Annotated in this window: 9 protein-coding genes and 1 tRNA gene; 3 read left to right on the forward strand and 7 right to left on the reverse strand. The window is 66.1% G+C overall.

Annotated elements, in window-relative coordinates:
* Positions 1-9: 9 nt before the first annotated feature.
* The 5 genes from HUA76_RS32955 to HUA76_RS32975 all read right to left on the reverse strand — a co-directional run bounded on the left by HUA76_RS32955 (position 10) and on the right by HUA76_RS32975 (position 5,474).
* Entirely contained in the window at positions 10-912 is a 903-nt protein-coding gene (locus HUA76_RS32955) for a hypothetical protein (RefSeq protein WP_174463080.1), read from the reverse strand.
* A 40-nt stretch (positions 913-952) separates the two neighbouring features.
* On the reverse strand, positions 953-1,819 hold the full coding sequence (locus HUA76_RS32960; RefSeq protein ID WP_141646551.1) for a DUF6345 domain-containing protein: 867 nt from the start codon (positions 1,817-1,819) through the stop codon (positions 953-955).
* Between the two features lie 179 nt (positions 1,820-1,998).
* Complete coding sequence (locus HUA76_RS32965) at positions 1,999-2,841, reverse strand: hypothetical protein (protein WP_174463081.1); 843 nt, start codon at positions 2,839-2,841, stop codon at positions 1,999-2,001.
* Between the two features lie 153 nt (positions 2,842-2,994).
* Entirely contained in the window at positions 2,995-5,115 is a 2,121-nt protein-coding gene (locus HUA76_RS32970) for a P-loop NTPase fold protein (protein WP_174463082.1), read from the reverse strand.
* A 286-nt stretch (positions 5,116-5,401) separates the two neighbouring features.
* A tRNA-Gly gene (locus HUA76_RS32975) sits at positions 5,402-5,474 on the reverse strand.
* A gap of 732 nt (positions 5,475-6,206) precedes the next feature.
* Here HUA76_RS32975 and HUA76_RS32980 point away from each other — a divergent pair.
* A complete protein-coding gene (locus HUA76_RS32980) occupies positions 6,207-8,288 on the forward strand; it encodes a M36 family metallopeptidase (protein WP_174463083.1) in 2,082 nt (693 codons plus the stop codon).
* Between the two features lie 152 nt (positions 8,289-8,440).
* A complete protein-coding gene (locus tag HUA76_RS32985) occupies positions 8,441-9,904 on the forward strand; it encodes a cytochrome-c peroxidase (RefSeq protein WP_174463084.1) in 1,464 nt (487 codons plus the stop codon).
* A 101-nt stretch (positions 9,905-10,005) separates the two neighbouring features.
* Here the strand turns inward: HUA76_RS32985 and HUA76_RS32990 are convergent, their stop codons facing one another.
* Together HUA76_RS32990 and HUA76_RS32995 are read right to left on the reverse strand one after the other, a co-directional pair.
* Positions 10,006-13,593 carry a chitobiase/beta-hexosaminidase C-terminal domain-containing protein gene (locus HUA76_RS32990; RefSeq protein ID WP_174463085.1) on the reverse strand — a complete coding sequence of 1,196 codons (3,588 nt, stop codon included), beginning with the start codon at positions 13,591-13,593 and terminating at the stop codon, positions 10,006-10,008.
* Positions 13,594-13,742: 149 nt separating this feature from the next.
* Positions 13,743-15,212 carry a hypothetical protein gene (locus tag HUA76_RS32995; protein ID WP_371823548.1) on the reverse strand — a complete coding sequence of 490 codons (1,470 nt, stop codon included), beginning with the start codon at positions 15,210-15,212 and terminating at the stop codon, positions 13,743-13,745.
* A 255-nt stretch (positions 15,213-15,467) separates the two neighbouring features.
* Here HUA76_RS32995 and HUA76_RS33000 point away from each other — a divergent pair, with 255 nt between their 5' ends.
* Positions 15,468-16,154, forward strand: coding sequence for an SDR family oxidoreductase (locus HUA76_RS33000; protein ID WP_174463087.1), 687 nt, complete (start codon positions 15,468-15,470; stop codon positions 16,152-16,154).
* The last annotated feature ends 126 nt before the right edge of the window (positions 16,155-16,280 follow it).

Consider the following 16,280-nt stretch of genomic DNA (forward strand, 5'->3'; position numbering starts at 1 on the left):
AGCGCGCGACTACGGGACCGCGTTCACATCCACGTCAATCACACGCGGTTCCTCGGTGTGCGTCTCCGTGGCGACGGAGGCCAGCGCGGCGCCCACCTGGAGCGTCAACGCCCAGCTCCCATCCGTGAGCCGGTTCGGCACGTACTTCCAGAAAAGCCGCACACGGCCCGTCGTCAGCTCCTCGGCCACGAGAGCCTCGGTGGCCTTCCGCTCGATTTCGGCCGTGCTCAGCCGGGTCCGCAAGAGGTGGCCTTCACGGGCCAGCGCGGGCCAGGAGATGAGCGCTCGCTGGAAGCTACCATCCACGCCGTGCGTCACCACCGCGCGGTGGCCCTGCACACGGATGCCATTGATGGCGCGCAGCACGAACGTCTTGTGCCGGTGGAGCTCCGCGGGCTCGTAGGTGCCCACGTCCTCGCTCTGGAGGAAGGACGCCACCTGGCGGACGTCTCCCACTTCCGTGGTGGGAATGCCCCAGCGCTGCAACCGGGCCAGGGCGTTGCGCTGCAAGACAGCGGGCTCCAGCCTCGTCGCGGGCCCGCTCTCCACCTTGTTCAGCACCAGGGCACGGCCCGAGGCACCATCCCGCTCGAGCTTCCAGTTCGCGGACTCCAGTTCAAGACGAGTGCCCAACTCGCCCGACACGGTGAAGGGCTCCGTCGTGCCAATCAGCCCCCGCTGGAGAATCGCGTCGTTGAAGGCGTTGGCCGGCAGCAACTGGGTGGGCAGCCCACCGGACGGAGGCGTCGCGATGCCGGTGGTGTCGAATTCAAAGCTGACGGTGGTAGCTGCCCTTGCGACCTGCGCGGACTGAGTATCGGGGCGCTCCTCCGCCAGAGGTGTCACGCTGTCGCAGCCCAGCATCGCGGTGAGCGGAAGGACGGCCAGGTATCGGATGATTTGGGTCTTCATGGTTTCGATGTCCAAGGGAAGGTGTGGAAGAACGATGCGTTCAGGGCAGCTTGCGACCGTTGTCCGGGTTGCAGCCGCTCACGTAGAAGTAGGTGGAGCCCGTCTTGCTGCCGGTGTTCTTGCGGTCTCTCCACCCGCCCGCCTCGTACATGCTCTTGCGCTTCGCCTTGGTGTCGCCGAAGACGATGGACACGGGGCAGTCGTCATAGATGAGCCCCCAGTCGTAGGCCTCATCAATCCAGTTCTCGCCCACGCCATCCATCATCGAGTTCGCCGTGTAGTCCTCCAGGTAGCCCTTCACGAAGTTGCCGCACGAGGAGTCTCCGTGAAAGGCATTCCAGACACTGAAGCCGCTGGTGGCCGTCACGAGCTGCTGGCGGTAGCCCCCCTTCTCCCAGACCTCGATGTTGCCGGACTGGCACGCCTTGATGACGGCGATGTCCAGCTTCCCGTTCCCCAACCGCATGTGCTCATTCGTTCTCGCCGAGCACGAAGGGTCATTGCTGCCCATGACGAGTGAGCTGCGCGGCGTCGACACACTGTGGCTGCCGTGCGTGTGGACGAAGAGGACGTCCGCGTCGTCCACGCCGGCGTTGATGGCGGCGTCGTTGGACTCCCCCACCGCGCCCTTGGCCGGGTCCGTCCAGAGGTCCCGCGCCGCGTTGGAGTTGTTGTGCGTGCGCACGTCCGACCAGAGGCCGAGGCTCCTGAGCCAGTTGAAGTAGTTCGCGAACGTCGCCGCCGTCTGGGTGTGGACGGAGTGCGACGAGCCCGAGCACTGCGAGGCCCCGCCGAAGTTGGCGATGCCGTAGACGTGAGTCTCATTCGCCAGCGCCGCCGCCGGCAGGAGCAGGGCTCCCGCGAGCGCGCTGCTCAGCCACTGCTTGGTTTGCGTCCGGAGTTTCATGGTCCAGGTCCCCCTAGAAGTCGGTGTGCCGGAATGGCACGCCATGGCCGGGAGGGAGCGTGCCGAGCTCCCTGTTTTCAGCCTCGGACCCAGAACGAAGGCATTTTGAAATCTTCCCGGGCGCCCCGACGAATACGTGAAGATTCCGCTGCGGGCGCCCTCCGCTGCGACCACGGCGCCTACTGGTGGTCTCGATAGCGCTCGATGGGAAACGGGAACCGCAGCTCCGTCAGCAACTCACGCGTGACCGCGCCAATTCCGACCCCTGCCAGACTGCCTGGCGTGTAGTGCCCCGAGTCATTGTCCCAGTAGACCAGGAAGCCGTCGGCGAACCTGGCCGTGCCGGCGAAGAGCACCGGTTTCTCGGACTTCGTCGGCCTGTTGCTCGGCTTGTCCTTCGTGGAGATGGCCGAGTGCCCCTCCGCGTGGTTCGGATTCGCCACCGTGCCGCCCATGACGGCCTCTGGACTGCTCTTCACGGCTCTCTTCCAGAGATACGACAGCGGGACGACGAACGGATAATCGCCGTCCGCTTTCACCCTTTTGTCCTGACCGTCCCAGACCCAGAACCGACGCTCCTCTGTCTGTATCATCTCGGTGACATCCACCTCCTCCGCCACGATTCGCGCAGGGGACGCGAGCTCCCGGGTCTGAAGCAGATTGATCATACAGGGGTAGATAGGGATGCCGTTCTGGATGAACGTGCAGATCGCGACCAGGTCTCGCACCAGGCTCACATTCTGCTTCGACAGCCCACTCGAGACCTTGAACGCATGCGTATTCGTGACGGTATTCAGGAGGCCACCAAAGGTCTCCAGTAGCTTCTTCTGCTGCGCTTCCGAGTACGGAACCCCGTCGTTGAGTCCGATGCGATTCTTCGCCTTGAGCGCCATGCCTCTGAGGCTGTCGGGGGAGAATCTGGCGTCACCCACCCTTTCGGGAGGATGAGGGGCATCCAGTTGCGCCTTGATCTCGCGGATCGCGATGAGCATCCCATCTTGCAAAGCCCCATTGATGTCCATGACACCTCTCCCTTTATCGAAATCCCTGACACTCAAAGAACCGTAGACGTCGACATGGACCGTGGCACGTCGCTGGGCGCACATCCAGGTGCCAAACGCCGTGTCCCCAGCGAGCACGGCGGAATCTCCGCCACCCTGGGCCCTCGATGGCATTCAGAGTTGCTTCAAGCTGAAAGCGGCCCAGACGATTCGTTCAGGGACTACCTCGAAGAGCTCATTCTCCGACAGGAATCCGGGCGCTCTCGTGGAGGTCAGCTCAGTGACGATGTCATCCAGGGCGCTTCGGAGTGACTCCGGGAGAATCTCCCGCAGACTCGAGAGGAGCAAACGGCTGGTTTCATTGTCTCGATTCTGTTTCGACGTATCCGCGGGAACACAGATGGCGAGGAGGTCTGGCAGGGTCCAGGCGCTTGGAGGGGTGGCGATATTCTCTTCCAGCCAGCGCTGGACGTCCTCACGGCATCCCAGTTCACTCCAGCAGAACAGCACGCCCATGGACCAGTCGGCCACCTCGAGCGGGACCGCCAGCAACCGTGCGAGCCGTTGGGGAGCATAGGCGCACAGCGCGGGATTGATGACCTCCTCCAGCCCCGTGGACTGGCCTTGCTCGGACGCAAGCGCGCCGGGCGTTGCCCTTTGTGCGTGATGGTGCCAGGCGGAGTACAGGAGGTAGTCCCTGTCATCGGCTGGGGCGAGGTCCGCGAGCAATGTTCGCGCGGACTCGCGGTCCAACTTCGCCAGAAGAGAGGCTCCCAGCAGATACCGTTGCGCCCCCTTCTTCATCCGATGCGGTGGCATGGATTGAATCCTGGCACTGACGAGCGCCAACAAGCGTTCGCAGTTCCCCGATGAGAGCCCATCCACGTGCTGAAGGAGACGGGAAATCGTCAGGTCGAAGTCCGCGTCAAGGTGCTCCTTGATCGCCGCCATCGCGTCCGCGTTCCGAGGTGCACCCAGGTTGCTGGCATGCGTTCGGAGCTTCTCGTCCGAGAATGCCTCCGGGGGGATGCCGAAGTAGAAGTAGCGGTCGAAACACTCCCTGCTCGCGATGCGCCGGGTCGCGGCGGCGTGGCGCTCGACGATGCTCGTATCGAGGCCGATGACCTGCGGGAAGAGGTGAGCAAGGACTCGACCGACCTCGACCGATTCTCTCGGCTCGCACAGCCGGTGTCCGACAAGAAAGGTCGCCGCGTCGGGTGTCGCGGTGGCGGAGTACGTGTGCTCGAACAGCTCCTCCTTGAGGTGATAGAGCCCGCGAACGACCAAGGGATGGTAGGTCCGTAGATAGGTCGCGCCGATGAAGTCGGCGAAGTCGACTTCCCCGGTGACCAGCGGCAGGTAGGAGCGAAGCTGCGCGAAGAATCGCTTGATGCTGCGAGGCTCCGTCAGCCTGCGAAGGACCTGACTGTCGAACAGGCGCTTCACGCGATCCGTGGCCTCGGCGCTCATCCGGGGCGGAGCCAGGGCGCGAAGGGACTCGTCAATCATCGTCCGGGCCTGCCGTTGGTGGACGATGGGAAGGTCGAGCCGGACCTGGACGATCTTCTCCAGGTAGGCCAGCGCGCGCTCCGCATTGCCGCGCGCCAGCTCGGTCTCCTGGAGCACCGAGAGAAGGGTGGCCTCGTCATAGGCGAGCAGGTAGCAGATGTTCGGAAGCCGCCCGAGCAGTCGGATGAGCTTGAACACCATCAGAAGCTCACTCGGCATGAGGCGGTCGACATCGTCGAGCACCACCAGCGTCGGACGCGCCCGCTCACGGAGCGCCGTCTCAAGCCGAGCACGCAGCTCCGTGACGGAGCGCTGGGGAGCCATCAGCTTCGCCGCGCTCTCTGCGAGCTTGCCGGGATTGATGCCAATCCACTCCATCAGCGGCGAGTCGGTCACCGCGCCGCCTAACGAGAGCAACTTGCTGGCGTACGACTGAAACGTCTCAAAGGCCGTCTGGTTCTCGAAGTCGTACAACACCTTCGCAATCTCATCGAAGAAGGCGAAGGCGAGCGTCTGGACGCCGGAGAACTCCCAGGGATTGAAGTGAACGATGGTCCACGGGCTCTTGGGTGCCTGGAGTTGCTTCGTGACGACGCTCAGCACGGAGGACTTGCCACTGCCCCAGGGCCCCATCAGGGCCAGCACGGAGCTGGACTGTTCCGACTGGACCCGCGAGAGGACCTGGACCACCTGTCGTGCGAACTGCGTTCGCGCCAACAAGTCTTCACTTTCACTCTCGATGGGGTCGTCGGAGAAGTGTCGCGGTGGAGAGGGGCGCTCGGACATGAGGCGCATCGTCCGCCGCGACCGCGCCCCATTCAACGACAAGCCGAGTGGGTCCGGGCCAAGGCAGGCCTTCCGGCCCCCTCGCTGCGCTCCCAGTGAGGCCGAGCCAGGCAGGCCGCCCACCAGCGCCGCGCCATGCCGCCGGCCTCATCTCGGGTCCGTTGAGTCCTCACCACTTCGTGGGCAAAGCCGCGGTTCGCGCCCCCGCAACAAGGCGGCCCGATGCCCGGAAACACGAAGGCCGGTAGTCCCGAGTTTCCTCAAGAACTACCGGCCTTTATGAGTGAGCGGCGGAAGGGATTCGAACCCTCGACCCCGAGCTTGGGAAGCTCGTGCTCTACCAACTGAGCTACCACCGCGAACCAACGGGCCGGATGTACCGCAGGCCCCAGCGAGCGTCAAGGACGTTGCCAGCGCCCTCCCCCACGACGTCCACGAGGCGTCGCCAGCGGGCCCGGCCAGGGGCTCGGGGCTCCCAGGAGGACGTGACGAGCCCCTCCCCTGACCTGCCCCCCACCCGCACCCGCGGCATGACCGGGCCCAAGCCACCCGCCGGCTCGGAAGGCGAGGGAGCCCACGTCCCGCCCCCAGACGCGGGCAACGTCGCCGCATTCCGAGCGAACCCAATAACGCCATTCAGATACACATGAATCCAAACAACCAAGACAGCGCGACTCCAACGGAGCCCCCAAGTCTCATCCCGGAACGCCGTACCAGCGAGCCGAGAAGTTCGGCTCCGGCTGTTCATGCCAGCCAGGGTCCTCATGCACCCGTGAAACTGACACAGCCCGCCATGAACTCACTTCTGGCACCCGACTGGTAGGAATCACCCCAGACCCACCGGAATGAAACGCCTCTCATCCCAGAGAAAGTCTCGCTCGCGGCGCCCCCCACTCCGAGCCTCCAGAAGCCCTCCTCTGGAGGTCATCCCGCACCCGCGCACAGGGGTCCGCGCCGCCCTATCACAACTACATTTAAATCATATTTTTCGTATATTTCGGATCATTTGCATTATACGGAGAATACGTGTTTCCTCGCACGCCCAGTACCGCCCCGCAATGGGCGGCTGACCCGCAGCGCAGGAGCACGACATGTCCGTAGGTGCATACCGAAGGCGGCTGTTCCAGGCGGTGGTTTTCACGGCGACCCTCACGGGGTCCACGGCGCTGGCAGTGGCGCCGGAGTCTCACGAAGGCGAGCGGAACTTCGATGCCCGCGCCGCCTACAATGCGCAGGCGCGGTTCGGCTTCTCGACGGCCCAGAAGGCGCACGTCGCGGCGCTGCGCCAGAGCATCCCGGATCTGCTGGTGGAAGTGGACGAGACGAACGGCCTGGTCCGCTCGCTCACCAACCCCGTGGGCGCGCTCTCCGGCCCCAGCAGCGGTGACCCGATGGCCATCGCGCTGGACTTCGTCCAGAAGCACCACGAGGCGCTCGGCCTGGGGCTCCATGACCTGGCGAACCTCGAAGTCACCGACCGCGTCTTCTCGGAGGTCAGCGGCGCCACGCACCTGCACCTGCGCCAGACGTTCAAGGGCCTGCCCGTCTACAACGCGCAGCTGCAGATCAACATCGGCAAGGACGGCAGCGTCCTGGGCGTCCACAGCGACTTCCTGCCCTCCATCGAGAACGCCATCGCTGGCGTGGAGCCGCGCCTGAGCGCTGGCGAGGCCGTCGCGGGCCTGGCCCGGCACCTGGGTGTGCGCCTGCCGACCGCCCCCCGTTCGCTGAAGCCCGAGTCCGGTGTGAAGCGCCGCACGGGCGTGGAAGTGGACGGCCTGTCGCGCGAGCCCATCGTCGCGGAGCTGGCCGTGCTGCCCATGCGCCGTGGCGAGGCGCGGCTGGTGTGGCACTTCCAGGTCTACACCCTGGACTCGCAGCACGACTACGACGTGACGGTGGACGCCGGCACGGGCGAGGTGTTGACGCGCTTTGACTGGGTGGCCGCGGATTCCTACAAGGTCTATCCGGTGCCCGTGGAGAGCCCCAATCACACCACGCCGCTGCCCTTCGCGGATGGCCGTGTGACGGTGACCAACCCCGCCAACACCACCGCTTCACCCTACGGCTGGCACGACACCAACGGGGTCGCTGGCGCGGAGTACACGACGACGCGCGGCAACAACGTCCACGCGTACGAGGACCGCGACGCCAACAACGCCCCGCCCGCGACCCAGCCCGCTTGCGGCGCGGCGCTCAACTGCGTCTTCACCATCAACCTCGCTGGCGCCCCGTCCACGTACATCTCGGCGGCCGTCACCAACCTGTTCTACTGGAACAACATCATCCACGACGTGCAGTACCAGTACGGCTTCAACGAAGTGGCCGGCAACTTCCAGCAGAACAACTACGGCCGCGGCGGCGCGGGTAACGACTACGTCCAGGCCGAGGCGCAGGACGGCGGCGGCACCAACAACGCCAACTTCTCCACGCCCGCGGACGGCAGCCGCCCGCGCATGCAGATGTACGTCTGGACGGCGCCGAACCCGGACAAGGACGGCGACCTGGACAGCGGCATCATCGTCCACGAGTTCGGCCATGGCATCTCCAACCGCCTCGTCGGTGGCCCCAGCAACGTGTCGTGCCTCAGCAACCGGCAGCAGCCGGGCGAGGGCATCAGCGACTTCCTCTCGCTGTTCTACACGGCGCGCGTCGGCGACACGGCGAACAAGATTCGCGGCGTGGGCACCTACGCGCTGAACCAGGCCCCCGACGGCAACGGCATCCGCACGCAGCCATACACGCTGGACGCCACGCGCAACACCTGGACGTACGCGAGCATCAACGGCATGGCCGTTCCGCACGGCGTGGGCTCCGTCTTCGCCCAGGCGATGTGGGAGGCCTACTGGGCCCTGGTGACGCAGTGGGGCTTCGACGCCAACCTGTACAACGCCACTGGCAACGCCGGTAACCAGCGCATGATGCTGTACTTCACGGAGGGCCTGAAGCGCACGGCCTGCAGCCCCACCTTCACCCAGGTGCGTGACGGCATCATCAACGCGGCCGCCACCCTGCACGGTGGCGAGGACGTGTGCCGGCTGTGGAAGGCGTTCGCCGCCTACGGCCTGGGCTACAACGCGGTCTCCGGCGGCCCGACCAGCACCACGCCGACCAACGGCTTCACGCTGCCCTCCACCTGCCCCGCGGCCCTCGACGGTGAGACGCGCCTTTAATTCCTGACACACCGACGCACCGGACCGGGGGTTTCCTCTCACGAGGGGCCCCCGGTTTGTTTTTGTGCGCGGCGACGGACGACAACAACCGGGTGACACTTGCGAACGTCACCGGTGTTTCGTGGGAAGCCCCACACCCCGGAGACATTCCCATGGTTCCCACGCGTTTTGTCGCGTGTCTCGCCGGTGCCTTCGCACTCGGCGGACTGACGCATTGCACCCCGGCGGCCCCGGAGCAGGACGAAGTCGACGGCGATGTGAATCCCATCTCCCAGACGGCCGAGGCCCAGGCCGCCCTGCACCACGACCCCCGCGGAAGGAAGCTGTTCAGCGAGGCCTTCCCGAACACCAACGGGCGCTCTTGCGCCACCTGCCATGTCTTCGAGGACAGCACGGCCCTGCGGCCCGAGAACGTCCAGGCCCGGCTCGCCTCGAATCCAACGGACCCGCTGTTCAACCGCATCGATGCGGATGACCCGAACGCGGCGGTCCCCACGTACGAACATCTGAAGAGAGGGCTCGTCCGCGTCGTCCTTCCCCTGCCCGCCAACATGGACGTCATCGACACCCAGGGACACATCGTCACCCCCACCGACCGGAAGATTGCCGTCTGGCGAGGCGTGCCGAGCATCCAGGACATCGCCATCTCCGGCCCCTTCTTCCAACTGGACGGCCGCGAGTCGAACCTGGAGGACCAGGCCCAGGCCGCCATCACCAGCCACAGCGAGGGAGCCGCCGTGCCGCGCTCCCAGCTGCGCCAGGTGGCGGACTTCCAACGCGGAGAGTTCACGTCGGCCCGCGCGCGGTTCGTCGCCGACTTGAGCAACGCGGGGGTTCCGCTCGCTCGGATTCCCCTCCCCGAGGACTTCATGTGGCTCACGCCCGAGGAGCGCCGGGGGCGCGAGGTCTTCAAGGTCGGCTGCGAGCCCTGCCACGGCGGTGCGACGCTGAGCCGGATTTCAACCCCGGCGATGCGAGAGGTCGCCTCCCAGTTCCCGGTGACGAAGGCCGATGGCAACGTGTTGTTCACCCATGTCCCCGGCGTGGGGCCCGTGCCCGTACAGGGCCAGCGCTCGACGCCAGACATCCTGAACATCGGGTTCTCGGGCTTCTCCTACCTGGGACAGATTGGCCAGTTCCCCACGCTGTACAACGCGAGCATCGAGCTGCCGCGCTATCGGTTCCGCTTCTATACGGACGGCACGCGCCAGCAGCAGGTGACGGACCTTCCGCCCAACCCCGTGACGGCCAGCGGAGAGCCGTATGACCCTATTCCGGCGGTGGACGAGAACGGAGCGCCCATCGTCGGGCCCAACCTCTTCCCTCAGTGGTTCTCCACGGACCCTGGCCGGGCGCTCGTCACCGGCAACCCCCTGGACTTCGAGGCCTTCGACATCCCCGCGCTGCGCGGCGTCGCGCGAACGGCGCCCTACTATCACGACAACAGCCTCGAGAATCTCGAGGACGTCGTCGACATCTACAGCCAGTTCGTCCTGGCCTTCACGGCGCCCCTGAACCTGCCGCCCGTTCATCCGCCGGAGACTCCAGGCGGGCTCCCCGAGTCCCTCAGCCCCGCGCAGAAACAGGACCTGCTCCGCTTCCTCCAGCGACTCTGAAGTCCGGCCGCGACGCGGTGAACCCGGGCGAGGGGCGCGGCACGATGCGCGTGTGCCGCGTCCCCCGGCGTCGACGTGAGGTCAGGCCCTCGAATGCACCCTCAGCACGACGGCGTCAGTTGATAGACGCGCACGTCCAGGCTCTCGCCCACGTTGACCTGGCACTGATTGCCCGGACAGGAGACAGGGGCCAGGGAGGGGCTTGTGGACGTCGTCATGCCGACCCACTCCGAGACATTGAAGCCACAGCCGCTCCGGGCCAGCGGCATGTTCAGCGTAGGGAGGGGCCCCACGGTGTGCAACATCAGGGTGTTGTCGGAGGCCTCGACGACGGCGTCCACGCAGCTCCCACCGCTGGTGCAGGAGAAGACGTGGACCCCCGCGTCCCGTGCCACGTCTCGCAGCACCGACGTCGGCAGGCCGGGGACCGCGGCGAAGCCGACCTTGTAGCTCCCGGAGCCGTCCGAGACCCGCTTGACGGCGAAGGCCACCTCTCCGCTGTTCACATAGCGGGAGAGCATGCGGGAGTCGATGCAGTTCACTGCCGAGGCATTGGGACAGAGCACGCCCCCGGTGGCGCCCACGTCGATGCGGTATTGGAGCTCGAAGCTCCCCATCGACAGAGGGGCTCCCAGTCCATTGTCGGGGTACTCACGCCCATCGATGTACGAGGCGGCGGCGAAGGCCGACGTGGTGGCTCGCCGCGACACCGGCATCCCCAGGGCGCTCGAGACGTTGCTGTCCGCGGCGTTGCCGCTGCCGTCAATCACCCCGGGCGCGTAGAGGTAGAGGAGCGTGCGCCCGCTGCCCGCGAGCTTCTGCTGGATGATTTGCTTGTCGGACTCCGACAGCTTGTAGGCGTCCAGGAAGATGGCCAGCCGGAGGTTGGACGTATCGAGCGTCGCGAGGTCGGAGAGGAGGTAGTGCCGGGCTGGTGCTCCGACGCGGGAGAGCGCTTCAATCTGCCCCGTCATGCTGGCCGTCGTGAATGGGAAGGCCTTGGCGCCCCCCAGCCCGTCGAGCGGATAATGCGCCACGGACTGCTCATCCACGAAGACAGCGATCTGCGGCGAATACGCGCTCCCCGTGCTCACCACGGACGAGGCCACCGTACTGGTGTTCTTGAGGGTGTTCCAGAGCGAGGTCGTCTCCGCGGTCTGGTCCGGATTCCCGAACCAACCCCTGGCGGGCAGGTCGAAGTAGTAGAGCCCCATGCCATGGATGGCCGCCGTGAGGCCATCGCGCACCACCAGCCGATTGGTCTCCACGATGTTGGTGGCATGCCGCCAGTCGTCGACCTCCGCGAAGTGCGTCCGGCTGTCGTCCTCGAACTCGAAGTGCTTCCCGCTCTTGGTAATCGCCTCGATGGAGACCTGCGGCGAGAAGCCGAAGCCGAGCCGGCGTGAGAGTTCGTAGGAGAAGGGAGAGGCGAGGATGTCGATGTTCGGGTCGAGCAACAAGGTGGCGAGCCCGTGGTGGAAAGAGAACGCCCGGCGCGCAGTGAGGCCATAGGAATAGCCGTAGAAGATCTTGTTCAACGCCTTGCCGCCCGTCACCTGCTTCACCCGGGCCGCCAACCGGGAGATGGCGGCGACCAGGTTGTCCACCTCGGCGCGGGACGCCTGGACGGCCGCGGCCTTCGTGCTCCCCGCCAGGAAGATGCCGAAGTTCTCCGACATCCGATTCGTGAGGGTGGCGGCGGGACTGCCGGAGTCGTCTTGAAAGAAGAAACTCGACGTGTGGAGCGGCTCCCAAGGGAATTTCGCTGTCGGGTCCTTGCCCGTGACGTAGAGGGGCGAGAAGAAGAACTCTCCCCCAGAGAGGTAGGTGAAGGTCATTCCAATCACCCGCCCCCGGGTCTCCGGCTCGGCCTCCAGCAGGTTGGCGACCGTGCCGATCTCCACCTCCCGGGACAGAATCCACGATTCGTTGATGCGCTTGTAGGGCTTCCTGAACTTGCCGTCGACGGAAGCGTCGCAGAGGGCATTGGCGTTGAAGCGGGCCCCCTGGTTGTTGTAGAGCGCCATGTACGTCGGGGAGAGGAAGTCCTCTCCGTCCACGCAGGTAAAGGCGCTCTCCTCATAATCATAGAGGTCGAACCGGATGATGAGGTACGGGTCGAACCCCGGGTAGGCCTCCCGGACCTTCTTGAGCCGGGCGCCCAGTCGTTGGACCGCGGGCGTGCCCCGGTAGGCGATGGCGGCCACCTCGACGATGAAGCGAGTGCCAAAGGCCTGCGTCCTCGCCAGCTCGGCGAGCTGGGTGTCGATGATGGCATCCTCCGCCAGGCAGTCGTCCAGACGACACGACTGGAGGTTGAACGCGTGGTGCAGCGGGCTGAGCACCTGGCCGTTGACGGAGATGCGCTTGCCTCCGTTGACGGTGACGATGGTGGCGGCGGGGCCCGTCCAATTCGACGTCGAGAGCGTATAGGTGGCGCTGACCGGCGTGCTGCTGGTGAAGCCCGCGCGGCAGGCGATGGCGCGGACCGTCCTCGTCGTGTCCACGGTGAAGGGCGCCGTATACGTGAGCGAGGGGGCGCCACAGACGGGCGAGCTTCCATCCTGGGTGTAGTAGAGCGTCGCGCCAGGGGTCGTGGTCGTCAGCGTCACGCTCCGCGCGCTGCTGTAGATCCCTCCCGGTGGCGAGAACTGGGGCGGCGCGGCGACGAAGCTGTACTGGGCCGAAATAACGGAACTCTGCGTCATGCCGCTCTTGCAGGCGATGGCCTGGACGGTGGTCGCCGAGGAGAGCGCGAAGGGCGTGCCGTAGAGGTTCCCACCGCCACACGTCGGAGCCGAGCCATTGAGCGTGTAGTAGATGCTCGCCGAGCTGGTGCCGGAGGTCAGCGCCACGTTGATGGGGCTGGCATGGGTGCCTCCCGACGGGGACAGGACGGGAGCCTGCACCGTCGCGACGGTGGGCACGGTCGGCGTTCCGGCGACCTGGTCCGAGACATCCGTGCCGGACAACATGGCATACACATACAGGGGCTGACCCTGGAACTGGGCGAGGACCGAATCTGACAGGCGAATCTTGAAGCGGTGTCGGGCCAGCGTGGTGTTGCAAAGGGAGCTCACCGCGGGCTCGGAAGCGATGTCCGCCAGCCCCCCGTAGAAGATGGTTCCCGTGGTCCAGGGCCCGCCCGCGTAGACGTTCAGCTCAACGGACTGGTTGATGCCATACGCGCAGGTCCATCCTTCCAGGTAATAGCCATCACTCCGCAAGTACACTCCCTCGACGGAGCCCTTGACCTGTCCATTGTAGGGGGCCGCGGGGATGGAGATGTTTCCCGAGCCCGGGACGAGGTTGTTGATGCCGTGGGCGGCCAGATGGGCATGCGCATAGAGCGGCTTCCCCGCGTGCTGCTTGAGCAGATACTGGGGGAGCTGGAACCGGAAGCGGTGCCGGTTGAGGGTGCTGCCACAGGCCGTGGACACCCCCGGCTCCGACAGCACATCCGCCCGGGTGCCGCCCAGCATCGTGCCCGTGGGCCACGGCGCTCCGGCGTACACGTCGACGTCGACCGACTCGGAGAACCCGTACGCACACGCCCACCCCTCCACGAAGTAGGTCGTGCCCCTCCAATACACGCCCTCGAGATTGCCTCTCACGTCATTGCTCGCCAGCACATCCATGGCGAGCAGGAAGAGTGTGACAGCGATGAGGCGCTGGATTGATCGACGCATGCGGGCCCTCCCGGCTTTCTGTCGATTTACGTGCTTTCCAGCTATTGACGCAAGTTGGGGAGGAAGTCCCCATGACAGGGCGCTGTGCCGCGTTGGGCGATGGCGGCACCCCCAGCACATGTTCACATGCGCCAGGAGTCTGCCCTGGCTCAGGGGAGCCTGAAGACCCGCAGGTTCTCTTCGCCCCTGCGCACGTAGACGAGGGCGTGGTGCGTCGCCAGGTAGAAGAAGCGGTTCTTGACCAGCTCATGCCACCCGCCGAAGGCGCCAGCCTCGTACTCGGGGGCCTCGCGCAGCGTGAGGGCCACCGGGTCCACTTCGTAGGTCCGGTACTCGAAGCTCCCATCGCCATCGCGGTCATACCGGAACGCGGCGATGTAGCGATTGAGCGAAGGCACGTAGGCGAACACCTGTCCCTCGAAGTATTCGGGGTAGCAGCGCGCACGCACCAGGTCGCTCGTGAGCTTCAGCTCGCCCCACTTCGTCGTGTCCAGGTCGTAGGTGATCAGTCGGGGAAAGTGCACGTGCGACTCCTCGTGCCCTGGAGCCGGGAAGCTCACCAGCGTGCGCCCCACCCTGGCCATCTGCGCGAAGAACCAGGTGGGAGGCGTGATGACCTCCCACTTCCAGGACTTGTCCGCGGTTCCGAACGACCACCACCGCGAATAGTTGCCGTTCTCCGTGGGGCCAAACACATAACGGCCCGCCACCTCGTCCCAGAACGTCCACCCGGCCGCGCCACCGTAACCCGTCTCTCCATTGTAGGAGGCGCCCGGGGTGTTGAACGGGTTGTGGCGCGTCCACTTGCGCGTCGTCAGGCTGTAGCGCCACATGCGCCGGACGCCAAAGGCAACCTCATCGAGGTCCGGGTTGTAGACGAGCCCGTTGTAGGTATGACGGGCCGTGGGGTTACCTGTCGAGGCAGCGGGCCGGGCCGGGTCGAAGAACTCGTCCCCGGTGACGTCGCTGTCCGGATGCGACCTGGCGTACTCCGAAGCCGGTGGATAGCTGCTGTATGTGTTCCCCCAGGGAACCTCCGCCCAGTTCGTCGAGTGGTCCGGGAGCTGCTCGATGCTCCAGCGCATCTTCGCCATGTCGAAGCGGTAGATGCCGTTGTTGGAGCTGTCCGCGTGGCCCCCACCGAAGGCCCACCAACGCGCGCGCGGCGCATCCAACGCGACCCCCGAGTATGCGTTGATGACCCCGGCGATTCCCTGCGAGCCGAGGTCCCGGAAGCCAGGAAGCGCCGCCTTGACGTCCGCATCGAGCGTGGTGAGCGGAGTCCCCGTGACTTCAATCCACCGGTCCTTCGGGACGAGCGCCCACGACACCTCGTTCACGAGCCCCGTCGCGTCACGCCCCGGCGTCCACACGTTGCCCACCAACGTGCCGGTCTCCGTGCCATGGCCCCAGGTGAACTCGGGAGGAGGCTGCTGCCCGCCATCCGGTGACGTCGTCCCGCCGTCGGGCCGCGGCCCTCCTCCATCCGGTGACGCCGTCCCGCCGTCGGGCTGCGGCCCTCCTCCATCCGGTGACGTCGTCCCGCCGTCGGGTGAGGGCTGCTCCCCAGGAGAGGGGTCCGACGAGTCGCATCCCGCGACGACGAGTGAGAGCGACACGAAGAGAATCCAAGGAGACAAACATCGGCTCAGACGGCCCGTGGTCATGCACTGCTCCGAGACAAGATGGCTGAACGCCCGTGCGGGGGCCCAGGCAAGTGACATGCCATGGGGCGCTCACACGAACTCCTCCACGGATGCGCTCGGCGACACGGGAGCACTGGCGCGGAGACAGGGGGGACAACCCCCCATCGTGTGGCCCACGTGCCCCACAGTCCCCCCATCAGACGAGGTCCAGGTCTATGGTCCGGCGCCATGAATCTCGTCATCACAGGCGCCAACCGTGGCATCGGCCTGGAGCTCACCCGGCAGTACCTCGCGCGCGGCGACACCGTGCACGCGGGAGCCCGAGAGCCGGCGCAGGCCCGCGAACTCACCACCCTCGCGGATGCCTCCGGCGGCCGGCTGCGGGTGTATGCCCTCGACGTGACCAGCGACGAGAGCGTGCGCGCGTTCGCCGCCGCGCTGACGGAGCCAGTGGACCTGCTCATCAACAACGCGGGCCGGCGCACCCGGCGAGACGACCTCGAGGATGTCTCGCTCGAGGACGCGCTCCAGATGCTGCAGGTGAACGCGCTCGGTGCCCTGCGAGTGACTCGCGCGGTGCTGCCGCGACTGCGCGGGACGCCCGGGGCGAAGATCGCCAGCCTCAGCTCGGGGCTCGGTTCCATCACGGACAACACGTCGGGCGGAGGCTACGGCTACCGGATGTCGAAAGCGGCGCTGAACATGGCGACGCGCTCGCTCGCGGCGGACTTGCGCGGCGAGGGACTCATCGTGGTGACCATCAGTCCCGGCTGGGTACAGACGGACATGGGCGGCGCGAGCGCGCCGACGCAGGTGTCCGAGTCCGCCGCGGGGCTGCTCGCGGTGCTGGACCGCGTGACGACGCAGGACAGCGGAGGCTTCTTCGACTTCCGGGGCGCGCGCATCGACTGGTGAGCGAAGTGGCTTCACTCCTCAGTCCAGGCCCCTGACAATCATTCGCAAACAAACACCCGAGGACCTCGCGGGCTGAAACAAGCCTTGAGTATCGCAGAGGGCTGTATCGGGTGACCGTGGCCGCCG

The organism is Myxococcus sp. CA056, assembly GCF_013336715.1.
GTDB lineage: Bacteria > Myxococcota > Myxococcia > Myxococcales > Myxococcaceae > Myxococcus > Myxococcus llanfairpwllgwyngyllgogerychwyrndrobwllllantysiliogogogochensis.

What these genes read in the sequence shown, in the direction of transcription:
- HUA76_RS32990 (WP_174463085.1), bottom strand. Translation starts at nt 13,593, where the DNA reads ATGCGTCGATCAATCCAGCGCCTCATCGCTGTCACACTCTTCCTGCTC.
- HUA76_RS33000 (WP_174463087.1), top strand. Translation starts at nt 15,468, where the DNA reads ATGAATCTCGTCATCACAGGCGCCAACCGTGGCATCGGCCTGGAGCTC.
- HUA76_RS32960 (WP_141646551.1), bottom strand. Translation starts at nt 1,819, where the DNA reads ATGAAACTCCGGACGCAAACCAAGCAGTGGCTGAGCAGCGCGCTCGCG.
- HUA76_RS32965 (WP_174463081.1), bottom strand. Translation starts at nt 2,841, where the DNA reads ATGGACATCAATGGGGCTTTGCAAGATGGGATGCTCATCGCGATCCGC.
- HUA76_RS32985 (WP_174463084.1), top strand. Translation starts at nt 8,441, where the DNA reads ATGGTTCCCACGCGTTTTGTCGCGTGTCTCGCCGGTGCCTTCGCACTC.
- HUA76_RS32955 (WP_174463080.1), bottom strand. Translation starts at nt 912, where the DNA reads ATGAAGACCCAAATCATCCGATACCTGGCCGTCCTTCCGCTCACCGCG.
- HUA76_RS32980 (WP_174463083.1), top strand. Translation starts at nt 6,207, where the DNA reads ATGTCCGTAGGTGCATACCGAAGGCGGCTGTTCCAGGCGGTGGTTTTC.
- HUA76_RS32970 (WP_174463082.1), bottom strand. Translation starts at nt 5,115, where the DNA reads ATGTCCGAGCGCCCCTCTCCACCGCGACACTTCTCCGACGACCCCATC.